Origin of the sequence: Streptomyces sp. NBC_01320 (assembly GCF_035974375.1) — a bacterium.
GTDB classification, from domain to species: Bacteria; Actinomycetota; Actinomycetes; order Streptomycetales; family Streptomycetaceae; genus Streptomyces; species Streptomyces yanii.
This window is the reverse complement of record NZ_CP108390.1, coordinates 10,372,618-10,398,960: the sequence shown is the minus strand read 5'-3', so window position 1 is coordinate 10,398,960 and position 26,343 is coordinate 10,372,618. Positions and strand designations below refer to the sequence as shown.

The following is a 26,343-nucleotide window of genomic DNA, read 5'->3' as shown; positions in this document are numbered from 1 at the left end:
GACGGAGGGTCAGGTCCGTATTGGGCCAGTAGCAGAGGAACGTTGCGTCGCTGCCTGGGAGCTTGTGATGACCCGTCGGTTGCCGTGTCCGCCTGCTCCGGGCCCGCTGGAAGCCTACGCCGCACGCTTCGATGACCTCTTCTCCACACTGGACAGCGCCGCGGGTTCCGGGAGTAGCGTCCGGCCCGGGTAGCCAGACCCTCCACCCACCCTCCACGCCGACCAGCGGTTCGCCCTACGAGCCGCAGACACGCAGCGAGATCGCCGCAGGTTGCCAGACCCGCCTGGGCCTGGCCGCCATGGAACAGGCAGGCAACGAACAGACTGGTAACCGCGGCAGGTTGGGAACCTGCCGCGGGCCGCGTCGCTGCCGTGGGTCACGTGCCTGCGCACGGGACCCGTTCCGCCGAGGTCAGTCCGCCATGGTCTCCCACCCGTAGTCCGGCAGCTTGAAGAAGGCGTCCCCGTTGACCCGGTCGGCGCTGCCCGTGAGATGTTCGTTGAGGGCTTCGGCGGGTGTCTTCCAACCGAGGACCTTGCGGGGAAACCCGAGCGCTGGATACTCGATCACCCGCTGGAGGTCGGCGACGAGCGTGTTGAAGACGATCTTGTCGTCGCTGATGCTCTTGAGGCAATCGTCGAACTCCTGCGCCTCCGAGGCACAGATCACTTCGATCTCGGGCCACATCTTGCGGGCGGTGGCGAAGGAGCGGCGCTCCACGGAGGGCTTGGCCACCGGCAATACCGACTTCGGCGTGATGACGGCCGCGGCGAGGACCTCGCGGGACCGAGAGATCCCCGATCCGCCTACCGACGGCGAACCGGCGGATGAGGGCACGGACACCTCGTTGGCCAAGGTCATCCCGCTGGGCCTGTTCGACCCGGGACTCGGTGCGCGACGACTACGGAACGTGACTTCTGGTCTGTGGCGGGATGCGGTCTCAAGTGTGCCGTGATCCACTGAAAGAGCAGACGTGATGGCGTCCGTGCGAGGGCGTGGGACGAAACAGCCGACCCGTAGGGTGTCGGAAGGGGCGTCCACATGAAGATCGTTGTGGATCTTACGCGGTGCCAGGGATACGCCCAGTGTGCTTTTGCCGCACCGGATGTGTTCGCGATACGCGGAGACGAGGCGCTGCTGTACGACCCGGATCCGGACCACGCGCAGCGGGAGAAGATCGCGCGAGCAGCGGCGGCCTGCCCGGTCCAGGCCATCTTTCTTGAACGTGAGGACGCCGGGCACCGGCAGCCTGGGCCCGGGGCGCAGGTGGCCGTTCCATTCTCTGAGGAGGCGTGCAAGCGGACCGGCAGAATCGTCATCGTCGGGGCGTCTCTGGCTGGGATGCGGGCTGGACTGGTGCTGCGCCGGGACGGCTTCACTGGCTCGCTGACCGTGATCGGGGACGAGCCTGATCCCCCTTATGACCGGCCGCCGCTGTCCAAGCAGGCCCTCTTGGGGCAGGTTGATGCGCGTCGGACCGCACTTCCCCGCCGCAAGGAGTTCGACGCACACTGGCGGTTGGGGGTCGCGGCCACGGGGCTTGACCTGGGCGGCAAGCAGGTGGTCCTGGCCGACGGCGAGAGGGTGGGGTTCGACCGGTTGCTCATAGCCACCGGGGTGCGGGCCCGCCCGTGGCCGAATGAGGCAGAGGCCGGGCTCGACGGGTTGTTCGCGCTGCGCACGCCGGCCGACGCGGAAGGGCTGCGGCATCGGCTGGAAGCACGACCCGGCCGGGTGCTCGTCATCGGTGGCGGCTTCACCGGCTGTGAGGTCGCCTCCGCCTGTCGCGAGCTGGACGTGCCGGTGACAGTCACCGAGCGGGGCCGGACCCCGCTCGTCGGGGCGCTGGGCGCAGTGATCGGCGGCGTCGCGGCGCGGATGCAGCGTGACCACGGGGTCGATCTGCGGTGCGGGGTTCAGGTCGATGCGCTGGACGGCGATGGGGCCGGGCGGCTGCGGCGGGCCCGGCTATCCGACGGCAGCGTCCTGGACGTCGACGTGGCGGTGGCCGCGCTCGGCAGCGTCCGCAACGTCGAATGGCTGGAAGGCTCGGGACTGGCGGCCGGTGTCTGGGGGGTGGCATGCGATGCGGGCTGCCGAGCTGTCGACGTCAACGGCGTCGTCACCGACGATGTGTTCGTCGCGGGCGACGTGGCCCGCTGCCCGCACCCCGTCTACGACTACCAGTACCTCTCCCTGGAGCACTGGGGCAACGCCGTCGCCCAGGCGAAGATCGCCGCACACAACATGATCAGCGCCGAGGGCGAACGGTGGCCGCACCTGGCGCTTCCGGAGTTCTGGTCGACTCAGTTCGGCACCGAGATCAAGTCGGTCGGCGTCCCGACCTATGCCGACCAAGTCGTCATCGCCCAGGGATCGGTGACCCAGCGCAGGTTCGTCGCCGTCTACGGCTACCACGGGCGCATCACCGCCGCGGTCGGCTTCAACCAGTCCAAGTGGCTGGAGTTCTACACGGGGTTGATCGACCGGGCGGCGCCATTCCCGCCGTCCTTCCGCACCACCGACCAGCCCGCCGACGCACGGCCGGTCGCGGCCGAGGTCCCGGACCGGCCCACCCCTCACGCCACCGTCGTGGTGACCGGTCACGGGCCCAGCGAGCGGCGGGCCACCTTGGTCCGCAGAACGTACCTGTGACGCCTGCCAGACCCACGACGCGTCCGGACCTCCGAGTTGCGGGAGATGCCCCCCATGACCCAGACCAGCATCTGGCAGCAGATCCTCGACTACTCCCACCGCGCCGACCCGTACCCGCTCTACGCCGAGCTGCGCAAGACACCCGTGGTACGAGTGGAGGACGGGAGCTATGTCGTGAGCACCTACCGGGAGATCGTCGCCCTGCTCCACGACCCACGGCTCAGCTCGGATATGCGTAACCTCCCCGAGTTGGCCGCCGACGCGTCGGCGCAAGGGTCCGACGAGGGCCCTGCCACGCTCCCGCCCAGCTTCATCCAGACCGACGCACCCGAGCACGACCGGCTCCGGCGCCTTCTGACGCGGAACTTCGGCCCACCGCACCGTCCCGGTCGCATCGACAGCATGATTCCCCACATGCTCGAGATCGTGACCAGCGAGATCGACGACTTCGTGGCGAAGGACCGGTCGGGCACGACCTGGGTCGACATCGTCGACGACTTCGCCTATCCGTTTCCGGTCACAGTGATCTGCCAACTGCTGGGAGTGCCTCGCGAGGACGAATCACGGTTCCAAGCGATGTCCGACGCGGTCATCCAGGCCAACGACCCGACCACCGGAGGGCTCTCGGAGCGGCAGCGCCGACGCGCGAAGGCCACCGCCGACCTCGGTCAGTACTTCGCCGAGCTCCTCGATGCCCGCCACGGTCAACGGGGCGACGACCTACTCTCCGGGTTGCTCGGCGGCGACGGCGACGAGGCGCCGATGTCACCCGGAGAGATACTGAGCAACGCGGCCCTGCTGCTCGTCGCCGGCCACGAGACGACGGTCAACCTCATCACCAATGGCATGCTCACCCTCCTGCGGCACCCCGAGGTGCTCGACCGGCTACGCCACGGCGACGAACCCGATCTGGCCGCCCGGGTGGTCGAGGAACTCCTGCGCTACGAACCACCGGTGCAGTTTCTGTCCACCAACCGGAACACCGTCGACGACATCGAGATAGCCGGCACCACCATCCCCAAGGGTTCACCGGTCACACTCGCGCTCGCCGCCGGCAGCCGCGACCCGGACTTCGTACCGGACCCCGACCGATTCGACCCCGATCGCGAGCACAACGAGCACCTCGGCTTCGGCGGCGGCATCCACTACTGCTTCGGTGCCCCGTTGGCCCGTCCCGAGACGCAGATCGCCCTGACCGAGCTGGCACACCGGCTGAAAAACCCCCGACTCGCCGCCGACCCACCGCCCTACCGGGCGAGTCCGTCCTTGCGCGGCCCCCGTCACCTTCTGGTCGAGATCGACGGCGTCACACCCCGCCCACCATGACCATGCACCGCACCCACCTGGGCACACCCCGGCGTACGTCGACTCCTGGTCCTCACGATGAACGCGTACTGACATCCCCCACCGACCGTGGCCAACCTCAGCGCCCAGGTCGGCCCGGATTGCGTGTTCTCCACCGACGCGACGAGTGCGCATCGAACGCGGATTTCTCCGTTTCAGCAGGAACCGGTGCGCATCGAATCGCGGACCTTAAAGGGCGCGCCATGGTTGCGTCCAGGGAAGTGGTGTACATCAGCAACGTGCCGGACCTGTACTCCCACCTCGGAAGCCGATGGATCATCCCCATCACGATCCTCCAGTCCTACCGCCAGGGGGACGCCACGTGGTCCGCCTCGACCGTGAAGGTGATCGGAAGCGGGATCGATGACGCCGATTTCGCGGACAAGCTGAGCCGCTTGATCGGCGACCACGACGTGGAGATCACGTCCACCTCGCACTCCGAGTCCGGCAAGTCGGCCTCCGTTTCAACGCGGCAGGAGCGGATTCTCCCCGCCGACGCGATCCGCGCCCTCCCCAAGGGCACCGCATTGTGCTTCGCCACAGGCATGCGCGCCGCCATGCTCGACCTGCGCCCCTGGTACCTGGAGCCCGGCGCCGACGAGCTGTCTGATTCCTCCGCCCGACCATCGAAGGACATCACCTCCCGTTCCGTCGCCAAGCACGCTCCCCAGCAGGACGACTACGGCACTGCCGCATAGCTCCCTGCCCACTCCCGCACGTCAGCCGGGCAGCCCAGCAGGGGCGCCCAGACCCTCGCCAGCGTCGCTCCCGCTTTCAGTAACCGGCCCACTATCGTGCCCGAAGCGACCAGAAGATTATTTACGGGCAGCCCTTAGGGGGCAGTGCAGGGGTTTACCGGATACCGGGTGGAGCGCACGCGGACGATGCTCAAGACCTCGGACAAAGTGAGGGGCAGTCACCGTGGTGGACAGTCATGCATCGGGTGAACGGCGCAGCCGCCGCTGGAGAGGGCGGTCGCACTTAGCTTGGGGTGCGGTATTGGCCGTAACGGTCAGTTTCACGGGCGCGGAGACCGCGAGCGGGGCGCCAGGTCGAGGGGAGGGCGGAACGGCGAGTGGAGGGCGGGTGCCGGGGCCCGCTGGGGCGGGTTCGCGCATCGAGTGGAAGCCGTGCGAGGTCGACGCCTCGGCGGAGTGCGGCGCACTTTCGGTACCGGTGGACTGGGGCAAGCCGGACGGGGAGCGGTTCGACCTCCAGCTCGCCCGGCGCAGGGCCACAGGACCTGGCACGCGGGTCGGCTCCATGGTGTTCGGGCCCGGCGGACCTGGGGATTCGGGCGTGGACCGGATCGTGGGTACGGGCAAAATGGGCCGCTTCAGCGACGACCTCCGCAGCCGGTTCGACATCGTCAGTTTCGATCCGCGCGGTGTGGGGCTCAGCAACCCCATCCGTTGCTCGCAAGAGCTCCTGGACAGGCGTCCGTCACCGGTCATGAAGAGCCGGGCCGAGTTCGACGCCACGGCGAAGTACAACCGTGACCTGCGAGAGGACTGCAGGAAGAACACCGAGAACGGACTCATCGACCACGTCGACACCCTCAGCATGGTGAAGGACCTCGATGCCATCCGGGCAGCTCTCGACGAGAAGTCCCTCACCTTCCATGGCAGTTCGTATGGCACGCTGCTCGGCGAGCTGTATGCGGAACAGTATCCGAAGCGGGTCCGTGCCCTCGTCCTGGAGGCCGTGGTGGACCACAGCCTGGGCACAAGGGAGTTTCTCTCCACGCAGGCCGCCACGCTCCAGGACTCCTTCGACGAGTTCGTGGCGTGGTGCGGACGGACCGAGAGCTGTGCCCTGCACGGCTCGGACGTGCGGGCCCGCTGGGCGGATCTGCTGGACCGCGCCGAGCAAGGGAAGCTGTCGGACAACGGCACGGCGCTGACCCAGTTCGACCTCAACGTCATGGTGATGAAGCGGCTGTACGGCCCCGAGTGGACGAGGCTGGGCAAGTATCTGCGCGGGCTGGAGGAGAGCAATCCGGAGGCGACGCGGGTGGCTGGAACGTCCGAGGGCAGGCCCGAACCGGCGCTTGGGGCGAATCCGTTCGAGATCTTCTGTCAGGACTGGAGTCTGCCAGTCCGCGGCTACCAAGGATACGCACGGGAGTTGCGCCGCGTCGGCAGGATCGCCCCGGACATGAAATACCCCCGCGCCCTGATGTCCGTCTCGGCTTGCCTCGGCGCACCCGAGCCGGACAACCCGCAGCACCGGCTGAAGGTAAGGAACAGCAGGCCCCTCCTGCTCACCAACTCGGTGCACGACCCGGCGTCCGGCTACAACTGGGCCACCCATGTAGCTGAGCAGCTCGGAAGCAGCGCGGTCCTGCACACCTACGAGGGCTGGGGCCACGGCACGTACAGCACCAGCCCCTGCGCACAGGAGATGATCGACGCCTACCTGATCTCGCTGAAGGTCCCTACCCCCGGTGCTAGTTGCCCTGCCGTCGAGCCGACCGGGTGAGGTAGAAGGGAGGTAGAACCATGTAGTGCCGCGACTTCGAGGCGACACTCGGGTGCCGGGAGGTGCAGGGCACGTTTCCCGACAGGCTCACCCAGGGGCTGTCCCCCAAAAGGGCTTCGTGTCGCTTCGAGCATGGTTGGCCGTTGTATGCCCACTCGCCTGTCCGGCTCGGGTGCGTCCGGACAATGCCGAGCGTGGCGTGGATGCCGGTTGGCTGTGTGGGGCCCTCGCTCTTGCCGGTCCAGGAGGTAGGTGCGCAGGACTCGGTGGGTGAGGTCGTCCAGAGGGCGGCGGTGACCTCCGATAGTGAGGGTACGATCCCCGAGTTCGAGGTCTTGGAGGGTGAGGGCCTTGATCGCGGGGCGGCGGGCGGCATGGACGACGGTCAGGACGAGGAAGACTTGCTGTTCGGGCGTGGTGGCAGCGGTGACAGCGTCGGTGTAGCAGTCGTCCGACAATGGCAGGATCGGCCGCCGTGGGTGGCTGCAGGCCTTGATCGCGTTGGTCGGGTTCTGGAAGACGGTCTTCTCCTGGCGAAGGTGTCCGAAGAGGGACCGCAGGCCGATGTGTAGCTGCTTGCGTCTCCAGTCGTCGTGGGCTTCCAGAGCGATCTGGACGTCGGTGCGCTTCACTTCACGCAGGTGGCGGTAACGGGCCGACCAGGTAAGGAGGGTGGGGTATGTGGCGGCCAGCATGCCCCTGCTGCTACTGCGGCTCCGGGGCAGCCGGCGGGGACCGCCGCGATGGGCGGCTGCCAGCCAACGGCGGACATCGTCGCCGATCTCGGGTGCGAAGGGTTCTGTGCGGCGGTCCAGCCACACCTCGAAGGTGTCGGGGTGGTCGTCGTCCAGCAGCCCAAGTTCTTGAAGAACCTCGCTGACACGGACCAGGCTGATCTTCCGGTGCGCATACAGCGGAACCAGCTCGGTGTAGCGGATCTTCTCCCCTGCAGGGGACGGCTGCGGCAGGGCTTCGGCGTAGTCGTCGGGCGTCCGTTTCGTGATCACTTGAGCCCGAGCAGGGCGAGCGGGCGGTCCGCGTTGCGGGCGTTGTGTCGCAGAGCGGCGGCGATGTTGGTCGCGCCGGCCAGCCGCAGGGCGCCTATGGCGAGGTTGCGCCAGGTGGCCATCGCGCGGGGCGCGTTGCCGGTTCGCAGCTGCGAGGCGTCTTCGGCGAACGTGGTGTCTCTGACGTGGTGCAGGGCCTCGATCTGCCAGTGGTCACGGATCAGGGTCGCAAGCTGGGCGGGGTTGGCGTGCTCGGCGGTGAGGCTGGTGACGGCGTAGACGGTCCTGATGGTGGTCTTGCCGGTCTTGCGGTCGGTGCGGCGGCGCTTGACCTGGACGGCTTGCCGGGCTCCGGGGAAGAGCAGGCCGTTGACCGTGGCCACCTTGATCCGTCGGATCTCCGAGCGTCCGTGGCCGGTGCCCCTCACCCGGCCCTGCAGCGGGATCTCTGTCCACGGAAGGGATTTGAGCTGCTTGCGGAGCTTCTTCTGGTTGCCCTTGACGATCACGATGTAGTGGGCTTCGCGACCGAGAATGTAGTCGGCGTGCTCGCGCTGGGTGTGCATGGCGTCGCTGGTGACGACCACCCCGGCCAGGTCGGCCACGGTCTCCAACAGCGGCTGGAAGCAGGTGATTTCGTTCGTCTTCTCCTGCACGTCCAGCTGGGCCAGGACCAGGCCGGTGGTGTGCTCCAGGGCTGCGAGCAGGTGGATCCTGCGGCCGTTGGCCCTGGCCGCTCCGCGCAGGCTCTTGCCGTCGACCGCCAGGCCGCGCAGCCGGCCCTCGGCTCGGTTGCGGCGGTCGGCGAGCCAGCGGCCGACCGCCAGGTCCAGCGTGTCGCCGTCGATCCGGGCCAGCAGTCGTCGAACCGTTGTTTCCGCAGGCAGAGACCGTTTGGGGAACAAGGGATCGAGTCGCATGCCGACTTGTTCCAGCACGTGGGGCGGAGCGTCGGCGATCCATTCGCCGACCGCCAGCAGCGACGTTGCCCCGGCCAGCACCGCGCAGGCGGCCAGGGCAAGAACGCCGACCAGCGCGTGGCGCACTCCGCGGGGATCACGCGGATCGGGCACCTGGGTGAGGCGGTCCAGCAGTCCGGGCACTTCTTCCGGCGCGGCCTCGGGATGCTCGCGAAGTTGGTCAAGGGCAGGCGGGATCAGCGATGATGCTTCGGCAGCCACGGTCTTCCAGACAGGTCACGGGGCGTCGAGAACTCCATGATCTTGGAGGCCGTGCCTGTTCCGCTCTCCCCGGCCGACCAGACCGTCATGAACCGGATGCCCGTCGACTACGCCGAAGCCCTGACGGCTGCGGTGGTGCGAAAAGGCCCGACATATTGCTGTGATGGCCCCCAACCACCCGATACTCCATCGCGCGACCCTGACCTCTTGGGTCAGAACCAGCCGCCGTCGACCTCGATGGTCCGGCCGGTGATGAACGAGGCATCGTCCGACACCAGGAACGAGACGACCGCGGCGATTTCAGAGGGCTGGGCCATCCGACCGAGCGAACTGGCAGTTCGGATAAGGGTTTTGAAATCAGTGTCGGCGTCGGGATGGACGTAGTGGGAAGCCGCGTGATCGGACATGTCGGTGACGGTTCCCCCGGGCGCGATGGCGTTGATGGTGATGCCACGCCGGCCGAGTTCGGGGCTGAGGTTGAGCGCGATGCATTCGACGGCAGCCTTACTCGACGCATAAAGGGCGTGGTAGAAAACGGCCTTGTGGGCACTCTGCGATGACGTCAGTACGATCCTTCCTCCTTCGCCCATATGCCGCGCCGCATTCTGTACGGCGAAGAACTGGGCTCGTGTGTTGATGGCGAAGACACGGTCGAATTCGGCGGGGGTGACGTCGTCCAACTTGCCAAAGTACTCAACTCCGGCGTTGCTGACCAGAATGTCCAGTCCACCAAGATCTTCGGCGGCCTGTTCGGCCAGCAGCCGGATCTGGTCCGGATCGCTGACGTCCGCCTTTATCGCGACCACGCGGCGGCCGCCGGCGGTGATCTCGGCGGCGATCGCTTCGGCCGCGTCCCTGCTGCTCCGGTAGTTGATCGCTACATCGGCTCCGTCAGCGGCGAGCCTGCGAGCCACAGCCGCGCCGATCCCTCGTGAGCCACCGGTGATCAGGGCATTCCTGCCTGTCAGCTTTCCGCTCATCGGTCTTCTCCCGTCGACGGGAATCCCGCGGCCATGCCGAATTGCGGGTAACGCAGCATGAGGGTCCCAGAACTCACGGCAGCAGATGATTTCTTCACCGCGCATTCGCAGTGGAGGGCTGCCGTGATCGTCCTCGCCACGTGGTGGGCGCGTCCTCGTTCACCACCGGGCCGTCAGCACCAGATTGGCCCGGCCTGGGCGCTGGCGCCACTCGGGGCAAAGTCCGGCCGCGAGTGGCACACCCGCCGTTCCGGCGCCTGCTCGCCTCGCCTCCAACCAAGACAACTCGCTCGCAATCGACGCCAGAGTACGCCGCACCATCTCAAACGCTCAGCCCTGCCAGCCCAAGCACCAAGTGAACCTCTCCGCAGGGCGCTCCCCGGTGGGCGTCGCCGTCACCCCGGACGGAAAGTCGGCCTACGTCGCCGACGAGGTGACAGCGCGCGTCCTTGCCGTCGGAACCGATACCCGCGCGGTGACGGCCGTGTCCGTCGGTGAGGGCCCCCTTCGACATGGCCATCGGGCCCGACAGCCTCTTCGCCTAGTCCGCCGATGTCGGCCCGGGCAACGTATCCGTGATCGACATCGGCAGCCACCGCGTCGCGGCGACCATTGCCCTGGGCCCTCCCGGCACCGACCCGTTCGACCTGGAGGTCACCAGCGAGGCGATCTACGTCATCAACCAGGGAGCGGGCATCCTCACGGTCATCGACCCGAGGTCCCACAAGGTCGTCGCGACTGTCACCGTCGGCGCCGGCCCCTACGGCGTGGCGGTGAGCTGAGCTCGCGACGCACCACCGGACCGGGCCGTACAGAACAAACCCGCCCCGGGACGATGTCCACGAGGACACCGTCCCAAGGGTGGGACGTTTCTGCTATCCGACGGCGTCAGCCTTCCCCGGGCTGGACCGCACAACGCGCGTCCGAGTCGAGGACGCCGGCGCCTGGATGCCCGGCTGGAGCAGCCGATGGACGCGCTGCACTGCCCACCGCCGGAGGGTTCTTTGCCAGGAAAGACTCGGGTTGCCGGCGGAACATGGACAAGGGGAACAGAAAAGGGGTCTTCCATGTCTCACGCTTCCACCGTCGCCGTCCTGGGAGCAGGCTCACTCGGCGCCGCGATGGCGATGCGTCTCGGAGATACAGGCCACGAGGTACGGCTGTGGAACCGGACGGAGGAGAGGGCCCGTGCGGTGGCTGAGCACGCTGCCGCGGTCACGGCAGTGAGGGCGGTGGGAGATGCGGTCTCCGACGCGTCCGTCGTCATCACTGTGCTCCGTGACGGCGATGCGGTCACCCAAGTCATGTCAGATGCCATCGGTCGGCTCGACAACGATGCCGTCTGGGTGCAGGCGAGCACGGTAGGGCCGCGGTATGCCTGCGCGCTGGCCGGTCTGGCTCGTGATCACGGTGTTGCGTACCTCGACGCCCCGGTCTCGGGAAGCACCGCTCCCGCTCGGCAGGGCAAACTTGTCTGGCTGGTTGCCGGCTCCGAGGAGGTCCTCACGCGGGCGCGTCCCCTGCTCGACGATCTCGGCTCGTCCGTGCTCCACGTAGGGACGGGGGTCGAGGGCAGCGCCGTCAAGCTCGTGGTCAACGCCTGGATGGCTGCATCGACGGTCGCCATGAGCGACGTCCTTGCGTTGTGCGACGCTCTCGGCGTCGACCATACGACGTTCGTCCGGGTACTTGAGGCGGGCCCCCTCGCCATGCCGTACGAGTTGCAGAAAGTAGCCGTCATGGACGACGCCTCGTACGCGCCCGGATTCACGGTGCAACTCGCCCTCAAGGACATCGAGCTGGCCGCGGCAGCCGCCACCCCCAGCCCTCTGCTCCAAGCCGTCCGGGACCGCCTGCAAGCGACCGTCGCAGCCGGCCACGACCACGACGACCTCGCCGCCGTCGACTACCTGAGGAAGCCGCCGTCGTAGTCCGTATCCGGGTCGTCGTCCCGGTCCCGGGCCGCCGAGGGTCACCCGAGCAGTAGCAGGGCGGCAGTTGGCGCGACGGTTCAGTACGACGCCTGCTGCCGGTGGTCCTCCGGTCCGGCCGACGGCGCGCATCCGTTCCTGTCGGATGTCGGCAGCGCGCTGGGGTGCAGGCCGGCCCGGCCTCTCCGACCGCCATCAGCAGAGCTCCTGCGGCCAGTGACCGGGTATGGCGGTATCTCGATGAACTTGGCCATGGCCAGCCCGAGCGCCATCACGTTCGTGGAGGTGCGCGGCCACGCGAGGTAGGTACGCTCGTTTGCCAGGTGGTCCCAGGCTTGGGTCGGGTCTGTGTCGTCCCCGCCTCGCTCCTTGCCCATGGCCTCGCTCTCCTTTCCGGACGCCGCCGGAATGCGCTCCGTGCGGCCGCCGCCGAATCCGAGCGGGATCGCAAGTGTCGCTTGAGGAGATTTGAGCATAATGGGCACATGGGCATATGGGGCAAACGGGACGACATGATCGTGCACGAGAGTGAGCCGTACAACGCTGAACCACCGCCCGGCACCCTCGTAGACCAGGTCACCCCCCTGGACACCTTCTACAGTCGCAACCACGGACCGTTCCCTCACATGGATACAGCAAGCTGGCGACTGCGGGTGGACGGCCTGGTCGATCGCACGCTGGTGCTGTCGATCGACGAACTGCAGCGCCGCTTCCCCGAACGGGAGCTGGTGGCAACGCTGCAGTGCGCAGGCAACCGCCGCGCCGACCTCATGGAGTTCCGCGACATACCGGGCCAAGTCCCATGGGGCCCCGGAGCCACCTCCACCGCATCCTGGGTCGGGGTGCGTCTGGCGGATGTGCTGGCCGAGGCCGGACTGCAGGCGGAAGCAGCCCACATCGCCTTTACCGGCTCCGACATCTCACAGGACGCCGACCCACCACAGCCCTTCGGCGCCTCCATCCCGGCGGCGAAAGCCACCTCCGGCGAGGTGCTCCTGGCCTGGGCAATGAACGGTCAGACCCTGCCCACCGCGCACGGCGCCCCGCTGCGCGTAGTCGTCCCGGGCTGGATCGGCGCCCGCAGCGTCAAATGGCTCCAGCGCATCACCGCACAGGCCGAACCGACCGACAACTACTTCCAAACCGAATACAGCGTCCTGCCTCCCGAAGCCGACCCTCACAAGGTCGAACCGCGCGACGGCATCACCCTTGGCCCGATCGCCATCCACTGCGCCATCCTGCAGCCCGACAAAGGCGCCCACCTGCCGTCTGGGCCGACCGAGGTCACCGGCTTCGCCTTCGCTGGGGACGACCGAACCGTGGCGCGCGTGGACGTATCCCACGACTGCGGAAGCACCTGGATCCACGCCGATCTGGACAAACCAGAAAATCCATGGACATGGCAGCACTGGCACGCCACGCTCACCCTGCCGGCAGGCGCGACGGAGCTCATCGCCCGCGCCTGGGACGACACCGCAGCCGTACAGCCTGAATCGCCGGCAACTGTCTGGAACGCCAAGGGATACGCCAACAACTCCTGGGCCCGACTGCACGTCACATGCCACCCCTGACTGGACGCTCCGGTGTTCGAGGAGCTGAAGCCCGTCGAGCAGCACAAGGCCACAGGCAAGCCCAGCATGTACGCGGCCCAAGGCGAGACATATAGGCGCAGAAGCGCGTCCGAGCAGCACGGATGCTGATGGGCCCACCCTTGAGGGCGCGTCTGAAGACCCCGTGACCGGTCAGACCACTGGCGGCAGGTCTTCGCGTGCGTGCGGGCGAAGTTCGCCGGAAAGTCGATGGCAGTGACCGCGGTGTCATGGCGTGATGGGCCTGGTGCGCTTCACCGCAGTTCAGTACCGCTATTGCGGCGAGCGTAGTCCCGTGGACCGCTCGTGGACGGGGGGCCGCCTGGTGTGCGAGCCAGGGTTCAGATGGCGGTGCGGCCGCCATCGACGGCGACGGTCGCGCCAGTGACGTAGCTGGCCTTCGACGAGGCGAGGAATGCGACGACCTCAGCTATCTCGGCAGGCTCGGCCGCGCGCTTCATCGCGGTGGTTTCGGCGATCGCGTCGAACAGCTCGCGGGCCGCGCCCCGGGTGTAAACCGGGCCGGGGGCAACGGTGTTGAAGCGGACGCCACGGCCGCTGTACTCGGCTGTCCAGCTCTGCGTCAGTGATGCCAGCGCGGCCTTGGTCGCGCCGTACGCGGCAGCGGTGGCCAAGCCGAAGCTGCCAGCCATGCTGCCGATGTTGATCACGCTGCCCGATCCCTTCGCCGCCATCGCGGGGGCGAACGCGGCCACGAGGAAGAACGGCGCGCGGACGTTGCTGGCGAACATCGCGTCGTAGTCGGAGACCTTCATGTCCTCGGTCGGTGCCCAGACGGCTTGTCCGGCATTGTTGACCAGGACGTCGATCTCGCCGACCTCCGCGGCGAACCGGTCGATACCGACCGGGTCCTCCAGGTCCGCCGCGACGAATCGGGCGTGGCCGCCGGCTGTGGTGATCTCGTCGACGGTCTCGGCGCCACGCTCTGCGTTGCGGCCGGCCACGACGACGGACATTCCGTCGGCGGCCAGCCGCTTGGCAACTGCCCGGCCGATGCCGGACGTGGCCCCGGTGACCAGGGCAGTGAGGGGGTGCGGGTCGAGGTTTGCGCGCTCCGCGGACATGGGATGCACCTTTCGGCTGGCCGGGGCAGGCGCACGCCCGACAGGCGGGTGAACCACGATGCGCGGCCCCTGGGTCCTACCCTCCACTGTCCCTGCCACCGCAGGCTCCAGCATCTGCGGCTACTCCGTCCCGGCGTGCCGCACAGTCGTCTTCACGGTCTTCTCCACCTTGTACCGATTGGCCCTGGTGACGGCGGCGCATTCGGTGATGGCCGCCTGGATACAGACCGCCCCCTCGCGCCATGCCCGCCACATTGCCGCCTGAGCGGCAGGCTTCCCAGCCCGCTCCCACCTGCCGGAGGGAAACCATCCGCGGCGGCAAACGACGGCCCACCGGTCACCCGGCAGCAGGTGATGCCTGGCTTTCGGGCAGAGGCCGGTCATCGATGACGTTCTTCATGACGAGGGTGGAGGTCAGGCGCTGGACCCCAGGCAGCCGGGCGAGCTGCTGGTCGTACAACTCCTGGAACGCGGCCAGGTCGGCAGTCGCGACTCGCAGGAGGTAGTCGGGCTCGCCGAAGAGGCGCTGGGCCTGCAGCACGTGGGGAACGGCGGCCACGGCCTCTTCGAAGGCCGTGACGGTGTCGGCGTCCTCCCAGCGCAGGGTGGCGAAGACGAGGGCCTCGAAGTTCAGGCCGACGGCGGCCGGGTCGACGACGGCGCGGTAGCCGCGGATGGCGCCCTCGCGTTCGAGGTCGCGCAGGCGGCGGTGGCAGGGCGAGACGCTGAGCTTCACGCGAGCGGCCAGCTCGGTGATTGTCAGGCGGCCGTCGAACTGCAGCTCGGTAAGAATCTTCCGACCCAGGGCGTCCATGGAGAAGATTCTCCCTCACATGACGCGATCATGGGGTAAATACGCAAACACCTTCGGGTGTATCCGGCCTAGCCTTCCCTCCATAGAGAAATGCGAGAGGGAACGATCGATGGATACGACGACGCTGGCGGCCTTCCTGGCAGTGGACCTGCTGCTGGTGTTCACTCCTGGCGCGGACTGGGCCTACGCGATCTCCGCCGGACTGCGGGAACGCTCCGTCGTCCCCGCAGTCACAGGGCTGATAGCCGGACACGCTGCCTATGCATTGGTAGCCGTCGCGGGCGTGGCGGTGATCGTGGCAAGCTCCCCGGCCGCGCTCACCGCCCTGACCATGGCAGGCGCCGGCTACCTGCTGTGGCTGGGCTGGGGTGTCCTGCGGCAGCCGGCCGTACCGGCGGCCGCTGGAGAGAGCGCGGACGTCTCCCGCCTACAGGTCATGCTCAAGGGCGCCGGAATCAGCGGCCTCAACCCGAAGGCGCTGCTGCTGTACTTCTCGCTGTTTCCGCAGTTCATCGACACCACCAACGGCTGGCCGGTCGCTGCACAGACCGGGCTGCTCAGCACGCTGCACCTGACCGCGTGCGCCGTCGTCTACCTCGCTGTCGGCGTCCTGGCCCGCACGGTCCTGAAGACCCGCCCCTCGGCCGCCCGGGCCGTCACCCGCATCAGCGGTGCCATGATGATCGCCATCGGCGCCTTCCTACTTGTGGAACGCCTGGCCGGCTGACGAACCTGCCCCGCTCCACCCGACACGGACCCGAAGGAGAGCATGTAGTGGAAGACGAGACGCAGCAGGAACAGGCGAGCCCCGCGGTCCAGAAGCGCGTCCGGGACAGCTTCGACCGACAGGGCCTCATGGCCCACCTCGGCGCCCGACTCACCCACATAGGCCCCGGCCGCGTACACATTGTGCTCCCGGCCCGCCCCGAGGTGGCCCAGCAGCACGGCTACGTCCACGCCGGCGCCACCAGCGCCATCGCGGACAGCGCCGGCGGCTACGCGGCGCTCACGCTGTTCAACGAGGACTCCGAGGTCCTCACCGTCGAGTACAAGATCAACCTGCTCACACCCGCCGCCGGCACCCACCTCGAAGCGATCGGCACCGTCCTCAAATCCGGACGCACCCTAACCGTCTGCCAGTTGGAGGTGTACGGCGTCCAGGGCGACGGCGAGCGCAAGCTCGTCGCCAACGGCCAGCAGACCCTGATCCGCGTGACCGGGCCCGCCGAATGAGCCCCCAGTCGGCCGCGCCGTCGTTGCCGTCCTGGGCCACGTGGTGGCAGCGTCCGTTCCCCAATGCCAACACGCTCCTGCTACCGGGGCGGCAACCAGCCCTGATCGACAGCGGGTTCGTCGGGCACGCGGCGGAGACCGCCGCCTGGGCCCGCTCTCAGGCCGGGGACGTCGCGCTCGTCCTGAACACCCACTGGCACTCCGACCACGTCGGCGGCAACGCCCTCCTCCAGGCCCGGGGCGCCGCCATCGCCGCCGGAACCCCGGAGGCCGAGGCGATCTCCCGCCGGGACCCCGGCTGTTGCGCGGCCGAGTACCTCGACCAGCCCGTCGCCCCGTATACCGTCGACATCCCGCTCGACGACGGGCAGGTCCTCCGCCTCGGGGACACCGACTGGGAGGTCGTACGAACTCCCGGGCACACCCCGGGCCATCTGGCGCTGTGGCAGCCGGAGGAACGGCTGCTCGTGGTCGGGGACGCGCTGTCGGACTACGACGTCGGTTGGGTGAACCTCGCCCTCGACGGCCTCGACGCTGCCGCCATGGCTCTCGCCTCCCTCAAGCGGATGGCCGACCTCGCCCCGCGCGTGATCCTCCCCTCCCACGGACCGATGCCCGCCGACCCCGCCGCAGCCTTCGCCGGAGCCCTGCGCCGTGCCCAGCGGCTCGTCGATGACCCGGACGGGGCGGTCTGGTACGGCGCCCGCCGGATCTTCGCCTTCGCCCTGATGATCCGCGAAGGTATCCCGGCCGACGAGGTCGAGCCATACCTCCACGCCCGGACCTGGCTGACGGACGCGGCACGCCTCCTGGACCTCGCGTCCGAGGCGCTCGCCACCGAGCTGGTCACAACGATGCTCGGCAGCGGCGCGGTCGTCCTGCGCAAGGGGCGGCTGCTCGCCGCCGCGGACCACACTCCCGTGGCGGCCGAGACGCTGCGCGTGCCGTACCCGCGGGCTTGGCCGAGCGTGGGGCCGCGCTGAGAGCAGGGGACGGAAGGGGATCCGGATCTCAGTCGGGCAGTCCCCCTGAGCCGTCACGCTTCGACGAGGTCGGCGCCTCTGCCGGACCGGCAGGGCCGCGTGGACCTGGAGGCGATGGCGCGGGCCCGCAACCTGCTACTGCAGCGGTTCGTCGACAACATCTCCGCCGACGAGCTGGCGCGGACGGCCGGCTGCAGCCGCTTCACGCTGTACCGCGGCTTCCGCGCGGCGTACGGCTTCGCACCCAGCGAGTACCAGAGGGATCTGCGGTTGCGCCGAGCCCGCGCACTCCTTGCCGAGGGCATGGCGCCGGCGACGGCGGCCGCCGAGGCCGGCTTCGCGGACCAGGCCCACCTCACCCGGTGGTTCACCCGCACCTACGGCGTCACCCCCGCCGCCTACCGCGCGGCGTGACGCACTCCCGCCGTCAGAAGGTCTGCTCCGGTGCCGGGAACGTACCCGCCGTCACATCGGCCGCGAAGTCCCGGGCGGCATTGAGTAGTACGCCGTGCACGTCGGCGTGCTGTTTCACGAAGCGCGGAAGCCGCCCCGTGCGCAGCCCGGCCATGTCCTGCCACACGAGCACCTGCGCGTCACAGCGGTTCCTGGCACCGATGCCGACCGTTGGCACCGCCACGCTCTGCGTGATCTCCGAGCCGACCTCCTCGGGCACCATCTCGATCAGCACGGCGAACGCGCCGGCCGCCTCCAGTGCCTTCGCCGCGGACACCAGCCGCTGCGCGTCCTCACCCCGGCCCTGCACCCGGTAGCCGCCGAGGCTGTGCTCGACTGCGGGGTGAACCCGATGTGCGCCATCATCGGGATCCCGGACCGGGTCAGCAGCCTCGGCGCCGGTTACGTCGTCGTCCACCAACTCCGCATCGACGACGTCGGCGACCGCGACGACGGCTGCCGTGCGCCGCCCGGCTGAAGCATTGTGTCTGGGATGCCGGACCTATCACGTCCAGGGGCAGTTAGGGCGGGCGTCGGTCGCACCAGCGGGCGGCTGGCTGCCACCCTGAAAGGGAGAGTGAGACTTCACTCGACTGGCACATCTGGGCTCTACTCGTGAGTACTATCTCTAGACACTGCTGCACATTGCGGCAGTTGTGTCCTGCGGGTGTCCCAGTCAGCGCAGACGGGTCACCCGCCTCCACCCGCTCGCGGACGGGGTTCGTGCTTTCACCCCCGTACCCGCGAGCTGCCGAAGGGACCATGCCATGTCTGAAATTCAGCCCCACACCACAGGACTGACGTCGCAGTACCTCGCCCAGGTGACGGGCGACCTTGAGCGCAACGTCAAAGAGCAGGAACGTATCAGTGCGGAAATCGGCACGCTGCAGGAGCAGTTGGGTGCCTTGCAACACGACCACTCCGTGCTGGTGAGCATGCAGGAGGCACTCGGCGGCGCGAGCGCCGCCGGCGAGGCAGACACCACGGCCACGCCGACCTTGCCGCGCCAGGCCACCGCCGACCAGCGGAGCAAGCCAAGGAAGGCGGCCGCCACGAGTGCAAAGGCGACGGCATCCAAGAAGAGCGCCGCCAAGGCCTCGTCCGCACAGGCACCCAAGACAGACACTAAGCCGACCCTCGTCAACCTGATCCGCGATCACCTGGAGCAGCAGAGCGAGCCGCGGTCCGCCACCGAAATCTCCGCCGCCCTCACGCAGGCTTACCCTGACCGCGGCGTCAAGACCACCGTTGTGCGTACCACCCTCGAAGGGCTGGTCGCCAAGAGCCAGGCAGAGCGTACCAAGCAGGGCTCGTCCGTCTTCTACACCGCCGCGGCCGCATCAAAGCCTGCTGCCGCCAAGCCTCAGCAGGAAGCAGTGGCCGGCTGAGCACCCCGCAGGAGAGCCCGTCTCACCGCCACCAGAGGACGGTCCGGTGGCGCCCCGGCCGCAACCTCAGCGCGCAGGGCCCAGTTGGCGTACAGCGTTCCGGGACTGGGCCTCCTCACACCGTCGCCCGCGCCATCGAGCGAACCGCGTCTACCAGGCCCAGCATTTGCCGCATGCACCGTACTGGTCCTTATCCTCACGGCGTACGTCGCAGTTCGGTCTGCCAACTTTCACCGGCATCGGGTGATCCTCCCCCTTCGGTTCCGGCCGGCCCCCTTGCCTTGAACACGATCTCAAGTCTTCACCCCGAGGAGCGAGGCAGGCCGACACTCCCCCTCCCCCAGACTTGTCACACCTCAGCCAATGACTGTGGTGGAGACCAACCTGTCGGACCTGCTGAACAACCCGAAGGCGACACCGGCCGCGCTTCGGGGCGCCCGCCGGGTGGCGCTCCGGCGTCGAGGTGACGAGGACCTGGCACTGACCACGGCGGCGCGCGCCGAGCAGGATCACGAGGTCATGGGCGCAACCGAGTGGCGGCACACCGCCGAGGTGCACGCCGACCCCGAACTGGGGGCGACGTCCGCGGAGCGGTCGGTGCTGCACGCGCTGGAGTTCGTCAAGGCCAACCGGGATCTGGACCGGCGCGCGGAGTGGATCGAGGAGAGCGTCACCGTCAAGCGCGACGGCAAGGACGTGGTCCTGACGGTCGACGTCGACGCCTTCGCAGGACCCTTGTGGAGGCGCACGCTGCGCGACCGGCGGCGGCCGGGGATGCTGGCCCGCCGGCACCTGGAGGTGTGCGTGTTCTCCCATCCGGCCGCCGAACCGCGGTCCGGGGACATCGCGGCGGTCGGCTCGGACTCCTACGCCAACCTTCACGCCCAGTTGATGAGCTGGGAGGAGTGCGAGGACAAGGTCGCAGAGTTCTGCACCCAGGCCGGCATCCCGACCGACACGAAGGCGCTGGCGGCGCACTACCGGGCGCTGCTGACGAAGACGGCCACGGAGGTCGATGCGGGCTACCCGGCCAACACCGACCTGCGCCTGGAGAGTGGACGGCCGGTGCTGGCGCGGCGCAAGGGCGCCGAGCGGCGGCCGGCTGCGATCGCGCTGGAGGCCGCAGTGCTGGACCGGCTGCCCGACCGCGCGCGGCTGGACATCCTGGCCCGCACCGCCCACCTGACCGGCTGGCCGCGGCATTTCGGCCCGGCCTCCGGTTCCGATCCGAAGATCCGAGACACCTTGGGCCGGTACGTGGTGACCGCGTTCGCCTACGGAGGGAACCTCGGGCCGACCGAGGTCGCCCGGCACATGCGCGGGGTCAGCGCCCACGAGATCTACACGGCCGGGAACAAGCACGCCACCCCAGACAAGATCTACAAGGCGTCGGCGGACGTGCTCAACGCCTTCGCGAAGCTGGATGTCGCCGCGATGTGGGGCGACGGGTCGACCGCGGCCACCGACGGCTCGCAGATCGACACCTGGGGAGACAGCCTGCGGGCCGAGTCCCACGTCAGATACGGCGGGTTCGGGCAACGAGCTGATCGCCAACTGCGCGATCTACTCCACCGCGCTGGACATTACCGATGCCGCCGAGGGCCATCTCGTGGACCCCGACGACCTGGCCACCGTCAGCCCGCTGATCACGCGCACGATACGCCGCTTCGGCGACTGGCACTTGGACCTCACCCCGCCCGAGGACGTCGTCGCCACCAGGTTGGACCTGGCCCCCGGAGCGCTGTTTCCCACCGCGTCGGTGTAACGCCCCGGCGGCCTAGCTAGGCTGAACGCATGACTGATGCGGCGGGACCGGTCGAGCCGTCCGGGGTGTGGGCCACAGCCGTGAGCGTGGCCCGGGTGAGGGCAATGGAGACGGCACGCGAGCAGCCGCTATTCCGAGACCCTCTGGCGCTGGCCTTCGCCACGGCCGGCGGGAGAGGCCCCGGGACGCCGCCGCCCCCGCGCGCGGACGAGGCGGCGCGGCGCCGCTGGCTCGGTGTGGCCTTCTCGATTGTCATCCGGACGAAGTTCCTGGACGACCTGCTGGACCGGGCGGTCGCGTCCGGTGTCCGACAGGTCGTGCTGCTCGGAGCCGGGATGGACAGCAGGGCCTTCCGGATGGACTGGCCTGCGGGGACCCGGCTGTTCGAGGTCGACACGGCCGAACCGCTGGGCTTCAAGGCCACGGTGCTGCGTCAGGAGCGGGCCGTTCCGCGCTGCGAGCGGATCACCGTCCCGGTCGACCTACGCGAGGACTGGCCCGGCGCCCTGGCCGCGGCCGGGCACGATCCGGCGCAGCCGACGGTGTGGATCGCCGAGGGACTGCTGATCTATCTGCCCGAGGACGCGGTGCAGTCGCTGCTCGAACGGGTCGGCGCGCTGTCCGCTGCAGGCAGCAGGATGGGCGTGACACTGGGCTCGCGCGGTGTGGTCGAACGCTTCCGCGGGGACGCCGCTCCGGGATCGGCAGCGTCGATGTGGGTCTGGGAGATGCCGGAGGACCCGGTCGGCTGGCTGGACGGCCTCGGCTGGGAGGCGGAGACCTTCACCCTGCGTGAGCGCGCCGAGGCCTACGGGCGTCCGGTGCTCACCCCGTCGCAGCAGGACGAGGGCGCCGGCGGACTGGTCTCGGCGGTGCGCGCCGCGCACTGAGCACGACGAAGGCCGGCCTTCGACTGTCCGTCCCTGCGGTCCGCTAGGCCGGCACGCTGGCCACGCCCGGGGCGAGGAACGGCTTGCCGTTCAGCCGCTGAGACACGCCGCTGCGGTCCAGGTAGGGGATGAACCGCCCGGCCTGAGAGAGCATCGCCACCGAGGGATCGACACCGACCACCAGCGATGCCTGACGCCAGAGCGGCACGGAATGTGCGACATCCCGCGAGTTCCCCTGAGCCCCGCTGAGCTCCTGCCCCCGTGGCCAGGGGGTTCTTCCTCCTTCGAGTGGCCTGCGGCCTTGTGACGTAACTTCGGGATTCTTGAAGCGTTCTCACCTCGTCCGACCAATCCGCAGTCGGGCCGAAGGCGAGGAGGCTCGGGTTGGCGGCGCTGGCAGTCGTACGGGACCTGCGTGAGCACTGGGCGCCCGCGTCGGCGGAGGAGCTGGAGCGGTTCGAGACGGACGTGCTGTCCGGGTTCGTCCTGGCGAGGGCCTCGGCGGGCCTGGCTGACGGCGCCATCCGCGGGGACGTCGGGCACCTGGAGCAGATCAGGACCTGGTTCGGCCGGCCGCTGTGGGACATGGAGCCCGCCGACGCCGACGCGTACTTCGGGAAGGTCCTGCGGAACTCACCGAGCGGCACCCGCCTGGCCAGGTCGCAGGCGCTGACCACGTACTTCATGTTCCTGGAGCTTCGGCACAAGGTCGAACTCCACCGCATGACCGGCCGCGTGGTCGAGTGCCCGATCGACGAGATGAACCGGCCGCGCGGGGCCAAGGACGCCCAGCTGCGGATCCCTCCGACCGAGCCGGAGGTCGGGGTCCTGTTCACCGGCTGGGGCAGTGAGCTGGCGACCTGCCGGAAGTTCGCCCCGACCGCCCGGAACTACACCGCGGCGAAGCTGATGTCCCAGGTCGGCCTCCGGGTGAGCGAGGCGTGCAAGCTCGACCTGGACGACATCAAGTGGGACCTGGGCCGCTTCGGCAAGCTCCACGTCCGCCACGGCAAGGGCGCCCGCGGCTCCGGGCCGCGCGAGCGGATGGTGCCGCTGATCAACGGCGCCGACCGGACACTGCGGTGGTTCATCGAGGACGTGTGGGGCCAGTTCGACGATGACCACACCCGCCCCGGCGCCCCGCTGTTCCCCTCCGAGCGCAAGAACGCCGACGGCTCCTCGCGCCGGGTGGGCGACGACGCCCTGCGCGGCGGGCTCAAGGGCGCGGCCAAGATGCATCTGTCGGGGTGGGGCGAGAGGCTGACGCCGCATGTCCTGCGGCATTTCTGCGCGTCCCAACTCTATGAGAACGGCCTGGACTTGCTTGCAATTCAGGAGGTTTTAGGACATTCCTGGATCGCTACGACGATGCGATACGTCCACGTCCAGCAGACCCGGGTCGAGGACGCCTGGGCCGTCGGGACCGAGCGGGCCGCGAAGCGGCTGGAAGGGCTCATCCGATGAGGTGGAACCTGCGGCTGACGGCCGCGAACAAGAATATCTGGAAGGCGTCCGAGCTCCAACGGGGCCTGGCCGAGCACGGGTTGGTGATCTCGGCTGGGAAGATGTCCGGGCTGTGGTCCGGCCAGCCGGTCTCCCTCAAGCTGGAGGACCTGGACGTCATCTGTGTCGTCCTCGGCTGCGAGATCGGCGACCTGCTGATCCCCGAGCCGGACAAGGTCACCCGTCCCGGTGAGGAGACCGGCCAGCAGGCTGCCGCGTCAGCGGCTGGCTCGGCGGTGGCCCCGGCAGTCGTGCCCAAGCGTCGTGACGGCCGTTCCCTGCCGCCGGCATGAGGGCGAAAGCCCGGCGTCGGGGCGTGTCGGGTCCGGCCAGCTGCGAGAGTTGTCTGGCCTGGGGCCGAGTCCAGCGCCCGTTCGTCCGCGGGCTTTGCCAAGCCTGCTACCTGTTCGCCCGTGACCACACGGTCGGCCGGTGCCGGGGCTGCCGGCGGCTGCAGCCCGTCCGCAAGGAGTACTGCCGGTTGTGCTGGGGCCAGGCCCGCGCCGACGCTCGGGCGACCGGCCGACTGCACGGGGCTGCCACGGCCGTGCACTTTCTGGACGGTGTCGGGCGCCATCAGCAGCTCTTCTTCGCCGACATGCTGTCGATGCGTGGCGCCCGCACGACTCCGCCCCGGCGCTATGACCGCCGAGGTGCACCGCGCAAGCCTCCGCCGCCGCCTGCGGCGCGACCGTACTCCCGATGGATCCAGCCGGTGCTGTTCGACGGGGCCCGCCGCGACTACCACCGTTTCGACCCAGGGCGGGCGGACACCACCACCAGCGGCTGGCTGGCCTGGGCTCGGCACCTCGCGCACGGCCTGGCCGAGGCCCGCGGCTGGCCCAGGGCAGTACGCCAGGACGTGGACCGGGCACTGGTCATGCTGCTGTCTGAGTACGCCGAGGGAGACATGATCCGGCACTCGGAGATCTTCTCCCCGCTGCGAGCACTGAACCTGAGCATCGAGCGCACCACCGAGGTCCTTCAGGCGATGGAGATCTTCCTGAACGACCGGCGTCCGCCCTTCGAGGACTGGCTGGAGGCAAAACTCGACGGGATAGCCCCGGGCATCCGGCGGGAGACCGAGAAGTGGGCCCGGACCCTGCACGATGGCGGCCCGCGCACCCTCGCCCGCGACCCAGACACGGTGAGGATCTACCTCACGGCGATTCGCCCGGCCCTGCTGGAGTGGTCGGCCGGCCACGACCACCTGCGTGAGGTGACCCGCGACGAAGTCTTGGCCCACGTCAAGACGCTCCAGGGACGGGACCGCCACCAGGCATTGGTCGCTCTGCGGTCGCTGTTCGCTTGGGCCAAGAAGAACGGCGTCATCTTCCGCAACCCGACCTCCCGGATCAAGGTCGGCCAGGCCGCCGCCCCCGTGCTGCAGCCGCTGCTGCCGCATCAGGTAGCCCGCTCTGCCGAGGTGGTCGCTTCGCCCGCCGGCCGCCTGGCCGTCGCCCTCGCCGCAGTCCATGCGGCCCGGCCCGGGGCGATCCACGCCCTGCAACTCGACGATGCCGACCTGGGCAACCGCCGGATCACCGTCGCCGGACGCACCCATCCGCTGGACGACCTCACCCAGCAGCTTCTGCTGGCCTGGCTGGAGCACCGGCGCCGCCGCTGGCCGAGCACCGCCAACCCGCACCTGATCATTAACATGAACACCGCGCTGGAGACAGACCCGGTCAGCAGTTGGTGGATCGAGCGCGAACTGCGCGGCCAGAGAGCCACATTGGACCGGCTCCGCATCGACCGGCAACTTGAGGAGGCCCTCGTCCACGGGCCCGATCCACTCCACCTCGCCGAAGTCTTCGGCATGGACGAGAAGACCGCGATCCGCTACGCGGACTCCGCCCGCGCTCTCCTGGAGCAGTCCGTCGAATCCGATTCACCTGAGTTCCCGCGAACCCGAGGGTCCATCCCCCGGAATCCGGGCAACGGACCCTCGGGTTCGCGCTGAAGAACCTTCAGTTCGCCTGAACTCGCGGGAGTCCAGGGGTCCCGCCGGTAATGCTGCTGGATTGAACGCTAAGGAATGATCTTGCCCTCTGACCGGAGGTCGAGGGCAGCCAGTCTCCTACGACGTCAAAGGCGCGGTGGTCTGTTCGTCGTGCTCGCGCAGCATGCGCATGACGGTCGCGGGTGAGGGGTGCTGGCCTTTCTTCTATGCCGCGGTCGAGCCGCTTGTGCTCGTGGACGACGAGGGTGACGCGCACGCCGGAGGCACGCAGTTCGCCGGCGAGGGCGACGACCTTGTCCAGTTCAGGGCGATGGGTGGCGCGGGTGGAGATCTTCTCGGAGAAGATCCGGGTGACCCCGGCTTCGGCAAGGGAGCCGAGTTGGGATTCGAGGGACTGCCGGGCGGTGGATGCGCGGGCGTACTCCAGGCGTACGTGACCGGCTGGCTCGGTGCCGGCGCCTGCGGGGCGGGGCAGTTCGATCCAGGCCGAGCCGGGCTTGCGCACGGCGGAGGTGCGGACGTTGAACGGCTCCGCGGGCGAGGCACTGCGGAGCGAAACCGCGGCGCTCCGCGCCGCAGGGTTCAGGACGGGATTCCCTCCCCGCCTGAAGACGGGGATTCCCTCCGAAGAAGAGGGATGGAACCACATGTCGGGCGCCGGAGCCATAATCGGGCTGGGCACCAGAGCGGTGCCGCAGACAAGAGCCGACGGATGGCGCCGCCGGAGCAGAGGAGTCCTCGAATGACGAAGTACCTGATCTCCTTCCCCGGTGAGGCCATGGTGTTCCCCGAGGAGGACTTCGAGGCGGTGGTCGAAGCCTCGCATGCCGTCATCGACGAGGCCAAGGCGGCGGGCGTGTACGTCTTCGGCGGCGGGATCGATGAGGACGTAGACCCGGTGCTCGTGGCCGGTGACGGCACCGTCACCGAGGGCACGTATCCAGGCCACAAGGTGCCCAACGGCGGCTACACCGTTCTCGAGCTGCCCTCACGGGAGGCGGCACTCGAGTGGGCCGCGAAGATCGCCGTCGCCTGCCGCTGCTCGCAAGAGGTCCGGCAGTTCCAGTACGACCCGGCCAGCTGACGAGGGCAACCTC

General features: G+C 68.9%; 28 protein-coding genes and 3 pseudogenes. 21 read left to right on the top strand and 10 right to left on the bottom strand.

The features are described 5' to 3' along the window. Nucleotides 1-412: 412 nt before the first annotated feature. The gene (locus OG395_RS47245; protein ID WP_327248429.1) at nt 413-736 is read right to left on the bottom strand and encodes a hypothetical protein; all 324 of its coding nucleotides are present in this window, start codon (nt 734-736) and stop codon (nt 413-415) included. On the opposite strand from OG395_RS47245, the gene OG395_RS47240 reads away from it, so the two are divergent. From OG395_RS47240 to OG395_RS47220, 5 genes and pseudogenes are all read left to right on the top strand, one after another. Further along, nucleotides 729-956 carry a hypothetical protein gene (locus OG395_RS47240; RefSeq protein WP_327248428.1) on the top strand — a complete coding sequence of 76 codons (228 nt, stop codon included), beginning with the start codon at nt 729-731 and terminating at the stop codon, nt 954-956. The genes OG395_RS47245 and OG395_RS47240 overlap by 8 nt on opposite strands. A gap of 86 nt (nt 957-1,042) precedes the next feature. Next, entirely contained in the window at nt 1,043-2,656 is a 1,614-nt protein-coding gene (locus OG395_RS47235) for an FAD-dependent oxidoreductase (protein WP_327248427.1), read from the top strand. A gap of 54 nt (nt 2,657-2,710) precedes the next feature. Then, nucleotides 2,711-3,982 (top strand): cytochrome P450, encoded by a 1,272-nt coding sequence (locus tag OG395_RS47230; protein ID WP_327248426.1) that lies wholly within the window; start codon nt 2,711-2,713, stop codon nt 3,980-3,982. Between the two features lie 239 nt (nt 3,983-4,221). Then, nucleotides 4,222-4,698: pseudogene (locus OG395_RS47225) on the top strand (TraM recognition domain-containing protein); the annotation flags it as partial. A 388-nt stretch (nt 4,699-5,086) separates the two neighbouring features. Next, nucleotides 5,087-6,481, top strand: coding sequence for an alpha/beta hydrolase (locus OG395_RS47220; RefSeq protein ID WP_327248425.1), 1,395 nt, complete (start codon nt 5,087-5,089; stop codon nt 6,479-6,481). On the opposite strand, the gene OG395_RS47215 is transcribed toward OG395_RS47220, so the two are convergent. From OG395_RS47215 to OG395_RS47205, 3 genes and pseudogenes are all read right to left on the bottom strand, one after another. Then, nucleotides 6,415-7,488 (bottom strand): hypothetical protein, encoded by a 1,074-nt coding sequence (locus OG395_RS47215; RefSeq protein WP_327248424.1) that lies wholly within the window; start codon nt 7,486-7,488, stop codon nt 6,415-6,417. The two genes, OG395_RS47220 and OG395_RS47215, sit on opposite strands and share 67 nt — an antisense overlap. A gap of 155 nt (nt 7,489-7,643) precedes the next feature. Then, nucleotides 7,644-8,534: pseudogene (locus tag OG395_RS47210) on the bottom strand (ISAs1 family transposase); the annotation flags it as partial. A gap of 347 nt (nt 8,535-8,881) precedes the next feature. Beyond that, nucleotides 8,882-9,649: an SDR family NAD(P)-dependent oxidoreductase gene (locus tag OG395_RS47205; protein ID WP_327248422.1), complete on the bottom strand. Its 768-nt coding sequence runs from the start codon at nt 9,647-9,649 to the stop codon at nt 8,882-8,884. A 575-nt stretch (nt 9,650-10,224) separates the two neighbouring features. On the opposite strand from OG395_RS47205, the gene OG395_RS47200 reads away from it, so the two are divergent. Together OG395_RS47200 and OG395_RS47195 are read left to right on the top strand one after the other, a co-directional pair. Then, nucleotides 10,225-10,431, top strand: coding sequence for a hypothetical protein (locus OG395_RS47200; protein WP_327248421.1), 207 nt, complete (start codon nt 10,225-10,227; stop codon nt 10,429-10,431). A 186-nt stretch (nt 10,432-10,617) separates the two neighbouring features. Next, nucleotides 10,618-11,580 (top strand): NAD(P)-dependent oxidoreductase, encoded by a 963-nt coding sequence (locus OG395_RS47195; protein WP_327248420.1) that lies wholly within the window; start codon nt 10,618-10,620, stop codon nt 11,578-11,580. Nucleotides 11,581-11,660: 80 nt separating this feature from the next. Here the strand turns inward: OG395_RS47195 and OG395_RS47190 are convergent, their stop codons facing one another. Further along, on the bottom strand, nt 11,661-11,957 hold the full coding sequence (locus OG395_RS47190; protein ID WP_327248419.1) for a YidH family protein: 297 nt from the start codon (nt 11,955-11,957) through the stop codon (nt 11,661-11,663). Between the two features lie 108 nt (nt 11,958-12,065). On the opposite strand from OG395_RS47190, the gene OG395_RS47185 reads away from it, so the two are divergent. Beyond that, nucleotides 12,066-13,151, top strand: a complete 1,086-nt coding sequence (locus tag OG395_RS47185; RefSeq protein WP_327248418.1) for a sulfite oxidase — start codon at nt 12,066-12,068, stop codon at nt 13,149-13,151. Between the two features lie 359 nt (nt 13,152-13,510). Here the strand turns inward: OG395_RS47185 and OG395_RS47180 are convergent, their stop codons facing one another. Then, the gene (locus OG395_RS47180; RefSeq protein WP_327248417.1) at nt 13,511-14,254 is read right to left on the bottom strand and encodes an SDR family NAD(P)-dependent oxidoreductase; all 744 of its coding nucleotides are present in this window, start codon (nt 14,252-14,254) and stop codon (nt 13,511-13,513) included. A gap of 58 nt (nt 14,255-14,312) precedes the next feature. Between OG395_RS47180 and OG395_RS47175 the strand changes: the two genes are divergently transcribed. Next, nucleotides 14,313-14,519 carry a hypothetical protein gene (locus OG395_RS47175; RefSeq protein ID WP_327248416.1) on the top strand — a complete coding sequence of 69 codons (207 nt, stop codon included), beginning with the start codon at nt 14,313-14,315 and terminating at the stop codon, nt 14,517-14,519. Nucleotides 14,520-14,591: 72 nt separating this feature from the next. On the opposite strand, the gene OG395_RS47170 is transcribed toward OG395_RS47175, so the two are convergent. After that, a complete protein-coding gene (locus OG395_RS47170) occupies nt 14,592-15,068 on the bottom strand; it encodes an Lrp/AsnC family transcriptional regulator (RefSeq protein ID WP_327248415.1) in 477 nt (158 codons plus the stop codon). A 109-nt stretch (nt 15,069-15,177) separates the two neighbouring features. Here OG395_RS47170 and OG395_RS47165 point away from each other — a divergent pair, with 109 nt between their 5' ends. The 4 genes from OG395_RS47165 (at nt 15,178) to OG395_RS47150 (ending at nt 17,698) form a co-directional block, all read left to right on the top strand. Next, nucleotides 15,178-15,795: a LysE family translocator gene (locus OG395_RS47165; protein WP_327248414.1), complete on the top strand. Its 618-nt coding sequence runs from the start codon at nt 15,178-15,180 to the stop codon at nt 15,793-15,795. Nucleotides 15,796-15,842: 47 nt separating this feature from the next. Continuing rightward, nucleotides 15,843-16,301, top strand: a complete 459-nt coding sequence (locus OG395_RS47160; RefSeq protein WP_327248413.1) for a PaaI family thioesterase — start codon at nt 15,843-15,845, stop codon at nt 16,299-16,301. Further along, a complete protein-coding gene (locus tag OG395_RS47155; protein ID WP_327248412.1) occupies nt 16,298-17,284 on the top strand; it encodes an MBL fold metallo-hydrolase in 987 nt (328 codons plus the stop codon). The genes OG395_RS47160 and OG395_RS47155 overlap by 4 nt, the downstream gene beginning before the upstream one ends. A gap of 99 nt (nt 17,285-17,383) precedes the next feature. After that, nucleotides 17,384-17,698 (top strand): AraC family transcriptional regulator, encoded by a 315-nt coding sequence (locus tag OG395_RS47150; protein WP_327248411.1) that lies wholly within the window; start codon nt 17,384-17,386, stop codon nt 17,696-17,698. Nucleotides 17,699-17,711: 13 nt separating this feature from the next. On the opposite strand, the pseudogene OG395_RS47145 reads toward OG395_RS47150, so the two are convergent. Further along, nucleotides 17,712-18,130: pseudogene (locus OG395_RS47145) on the bottom strand (3-methyl-2-oxobutanoate hydroxymethyltransferase); the annotation flags it as partial. On the opposite strand from OG395_RS47145, the gene OG395_RS47140 reads away from it, so the two are divergent. The 4 genes from OG395_RS47140 (at nt 18,090) to OG395_RS47125 (ending at nt 21,780) form a co-directional block, all read left to right on the top strand. Beyond that, on the top strand, nt 18,090-18,215 hold the full coding sequence (locus OG395_RS47140) for a hypothetical protein (RefSeq protein WP_327248410.1): 126 nt from the start codon (nt 18,090-18,092) through the stop codon (nt 18,213-18,215). The pseudogene OG395_RS47145 and the gene OG395_RS47140 sit on opposite strands and share 41 nt — an antisense overlap. 289 nt (nt 18,216-18,504) lie before the next feature. Beyond that, on the top strand, nt 18,505-19,125 hold the full coding sequence (locus tag OG395_RS47135; RefSeq protein WP_327248409.1) for a hypothetical protein: 621 nt from the start codon (nt 18,505-18,507) through the stop codon (nt 19,123-19,125). A 363-nt stretch (nt 19,126-19,488) separates the two neighbouring features. Next, nucleotides 19,489-20,910: a Tn3 family transposase gene (locus tag OG395_RS47130; protein ID WP_327248408.1), complete on the top strand. Its 1,422-nt coding sequence runs from the start codon at nt 19,489-19,491 to the stop codon at nt 20,908-20,910. 9 nt (nt 20,911-20,919) lie between these two features. Further along, the gene (locus tag OG395_RS47125; RefSeq protein WP_327248407.1) at nt 20,920-21,780 is read left to right on the top strand and encodes a class I SAM-dependent methyltransferase; all 861 of its coding nucleotides are present in this window, start codon (nt 20,920-20,922) and stop codon (nt 21,778-21,780) included. Between the two features lie 43 nt (nt 21,781-21,823). Here the strand turns inward: OG395_RS47125 and OG395_RS47120 are convergent, their stop codons facing one another. Next, complete coding sequence (locus tag OG395_RS47120; RefSeq protein ID WP_327248406.1) at nt 21,824-21,988, bottom strand: hypothetical protein; 165 nt, start codon at nt 21,986-21,988, stop codon at nt 21,824-21,826. A 176-nt stretch (nt 21,989-22,164) separates the two neighbouring features. Here OG395_RS47120 and OG395_RS47115 point away from each other — a divergent pair, with 176 nt between their 5' ends. The 3 genes from OG395_RS47115 (at nt 22,165) to OG395_RS47105 (ending at nt 25,246) form a co-directional block, all read left to right on the top strand. After that, nucleotides 22,165-23,244 (top strand): tyrosine-type recombinase/integrase, encoded by a 1,080-nt coding sequence (locus OG395_RS47115; RefSeq protein WP_327248405.1) that lies wholly within the window; start codon nt 22,165-22,167, stop codon nt 23,242-23,244. Next, complete coding sequence (locus OG395_RS47110; RefSeq protein ID WP_327248404.1) at nt 23,241-23,576, top strand: helix-turn-helix domain-containing protein; 336 nt, start codon at nt 23,241-23,243, stop codon at nt 23,574-23,576. The genes OG395_RS47115 and OG395_RS47110 overlap by 4 nt, the downstream gene beginning before the upstream one ends. 188 nt (nt 23,577-23,764) lie before the next feature. Then, complete coding sequence (locus tag OG395_RS47105) at nt 23,765-25,246, top strand: hypothetical protein (RefSeq protein ID WP_327248403.1); 1,482 nt, start codon at nt 23,765-23,767, stop codon at nt 25,244-25,246. 7 nt (nt 25,247-25,253) lie between these two features. Here OG395_RS47105 and OG395_RS47100 read toward each other — a convergent pair whose 3' ends face one another. Next, nucleotides 25,254-25,751, bottom strand: coding sequence for a recombinase family protein (locus OG395_RS47100; RefSeq protein WP_327248402.1), 498 nt, complete (start codon nt 25,749-25,751; stop codon nt 25,254-25,256). A 237-nt stretch (nt 25,752-25,988) separates the two neighbouring features. Between OG395_RS47100 and OG395_RS47095 the strand changes: the two genes are divergently transcribed. Continuing rightward, nucleotides 25,989-26,330, top strand: coding sequence for a YciI family protein (locus OG395_RS47095; protein ID WP_056627301.1), 342 nt, complete (start codon nt 25,989-25,991; stop codon nt 26,328-26,330). The last annotated feature ends 13 nt before the right edge of the window (nt 26,331-26,343 follow it).

What these genes read in the sequence shown, in the direction of transcription:
- OG395_RS47195 (WP_327248420.1), top strand. Translation starts at nt 10,618, where the DNA reads ATGGACGCGCTGCACTGCCCACCGCCGGAGGGTTCTTTGCCAGGAAAG.
- OG395_RS47170 (WP_327248415.1), bottom strand. Translation starts at nt 15,068, where the DNA reads ATGGACGCCCTGGGTCGGAAGATTCTTACCGAGCTGCAGTTCGACGGC.
- OG395_RS47130 (WP_327248408.1), top strand. Translation starts at nt 19,489, where the DNA reads ATGACTGTGGTGGAGACCAACCTGTCGGACCTGCTGAACAACCCGAAG.
- OG395_RS47110 (WP_327248404.1), top strand. Translation starts at nt 23,241, where the DNA reads ATGAGGTGGAACCTGCGGCTGACGGCCGCGAACAAGAATATCTGGAAG.
- OG395_RS47095 (WP_056627301.1), top strand. Translation starts at nt 25,989, where the DNA reads ATGACGAAGTACCTGATCTCCTTCCCCGGTGAGGCCATGGTGTTCCCC.
- OG395_RS47155 (WP_327248412.1), top strand. Translation starts at nt 16,298, where the DNA reads ATGAGCCCCCAGTCGGCCGCGCCGTCGTTGCCGTCCTGGGCCACGTGG.
- OG395_RS47235 (WP_327248427.1), top strand. Translation starts at nt 1,043, where the DNA reads ATGAAGATCGTTGTGGATCTTACGCGGTGCCAGGGATACGCCCAGTGT.
- OG395_RS47185 (WP_327248418.1), top strand. Translation starts at nt 12,066, where the DNA reads ATGGGCATATGGGGCAAACGGGACGACATGATCGTGCACGAGAGTGAG.
- OG395_RS47135 (WP_327248409.1), top strand. Translation starts at nt 18,505, where the DNA reads ATGTCTGAAATTCAGCCCCACACCACAGGACTGACGTCGCAGTACCTC.
- OG395_RS47125 (WP_327248407.1), top strand. Translation starts at nt 20,920, where the DNA reads ATGACTGATGCGGCGGGACCGGTCGAGCCGTCCGGGGTGTGGGCCACA.
- OG395_RS47140 (WP_327248410.1), top strand. Translation starts at nt 18,090, where the DNA reads ATGTGCGCCATCATCGGGATCCCGGACCGGGTCAGCAGCCTCGGCGCC.
- OG395_RS47190 (WP_327248419.1), bottom strand. Translation starts at nt 11,957, where the DNA reads ATGGGCAAGGAGCGAGGCGGGGACGACACAGACCCGACCCAAGCCTGG.
- OG395_RS47230 (WP_327248426.1), top strand. Translation starts at nt 2,711, where the DNA reads ATGACCCAGACCAGCATCTGGCAGCAGATCCTCGACTACTCCCACCGC.
- OG395_RS47165 (WP_327248414.1), top strand. Translation starts at nt 15,178, where the DNA reads ATGGATACGACGACGCTGGCGGCCTTCCTGGCAGTGGACCTGCTGCTG.
- OG395_RS47175 (WP_327248416.1), top strand. Translation starts at nt 14,313, where the DNA reads ATGCGCGGCCCCTGGGTCCTACCCTCCACTGTCCCTGCCACCGCAGGC.
- OG395_RS47205 (WP_327248422.1), bottom strand. Translation starts at nt 9,649, where the DNA reads ATGAGCGGAAAGCTGACAGGCAGGAATGCCCTGATCACCGGTGGCTCA.
- OG395_RS47180 (WP_327248417.1), bottom strand. Translation starts at nt 14,254, where the DNA reads ATGTCCGCGGAGCGCGCAAACCTCGACCCGCACCCCCTCACTGCCCTG.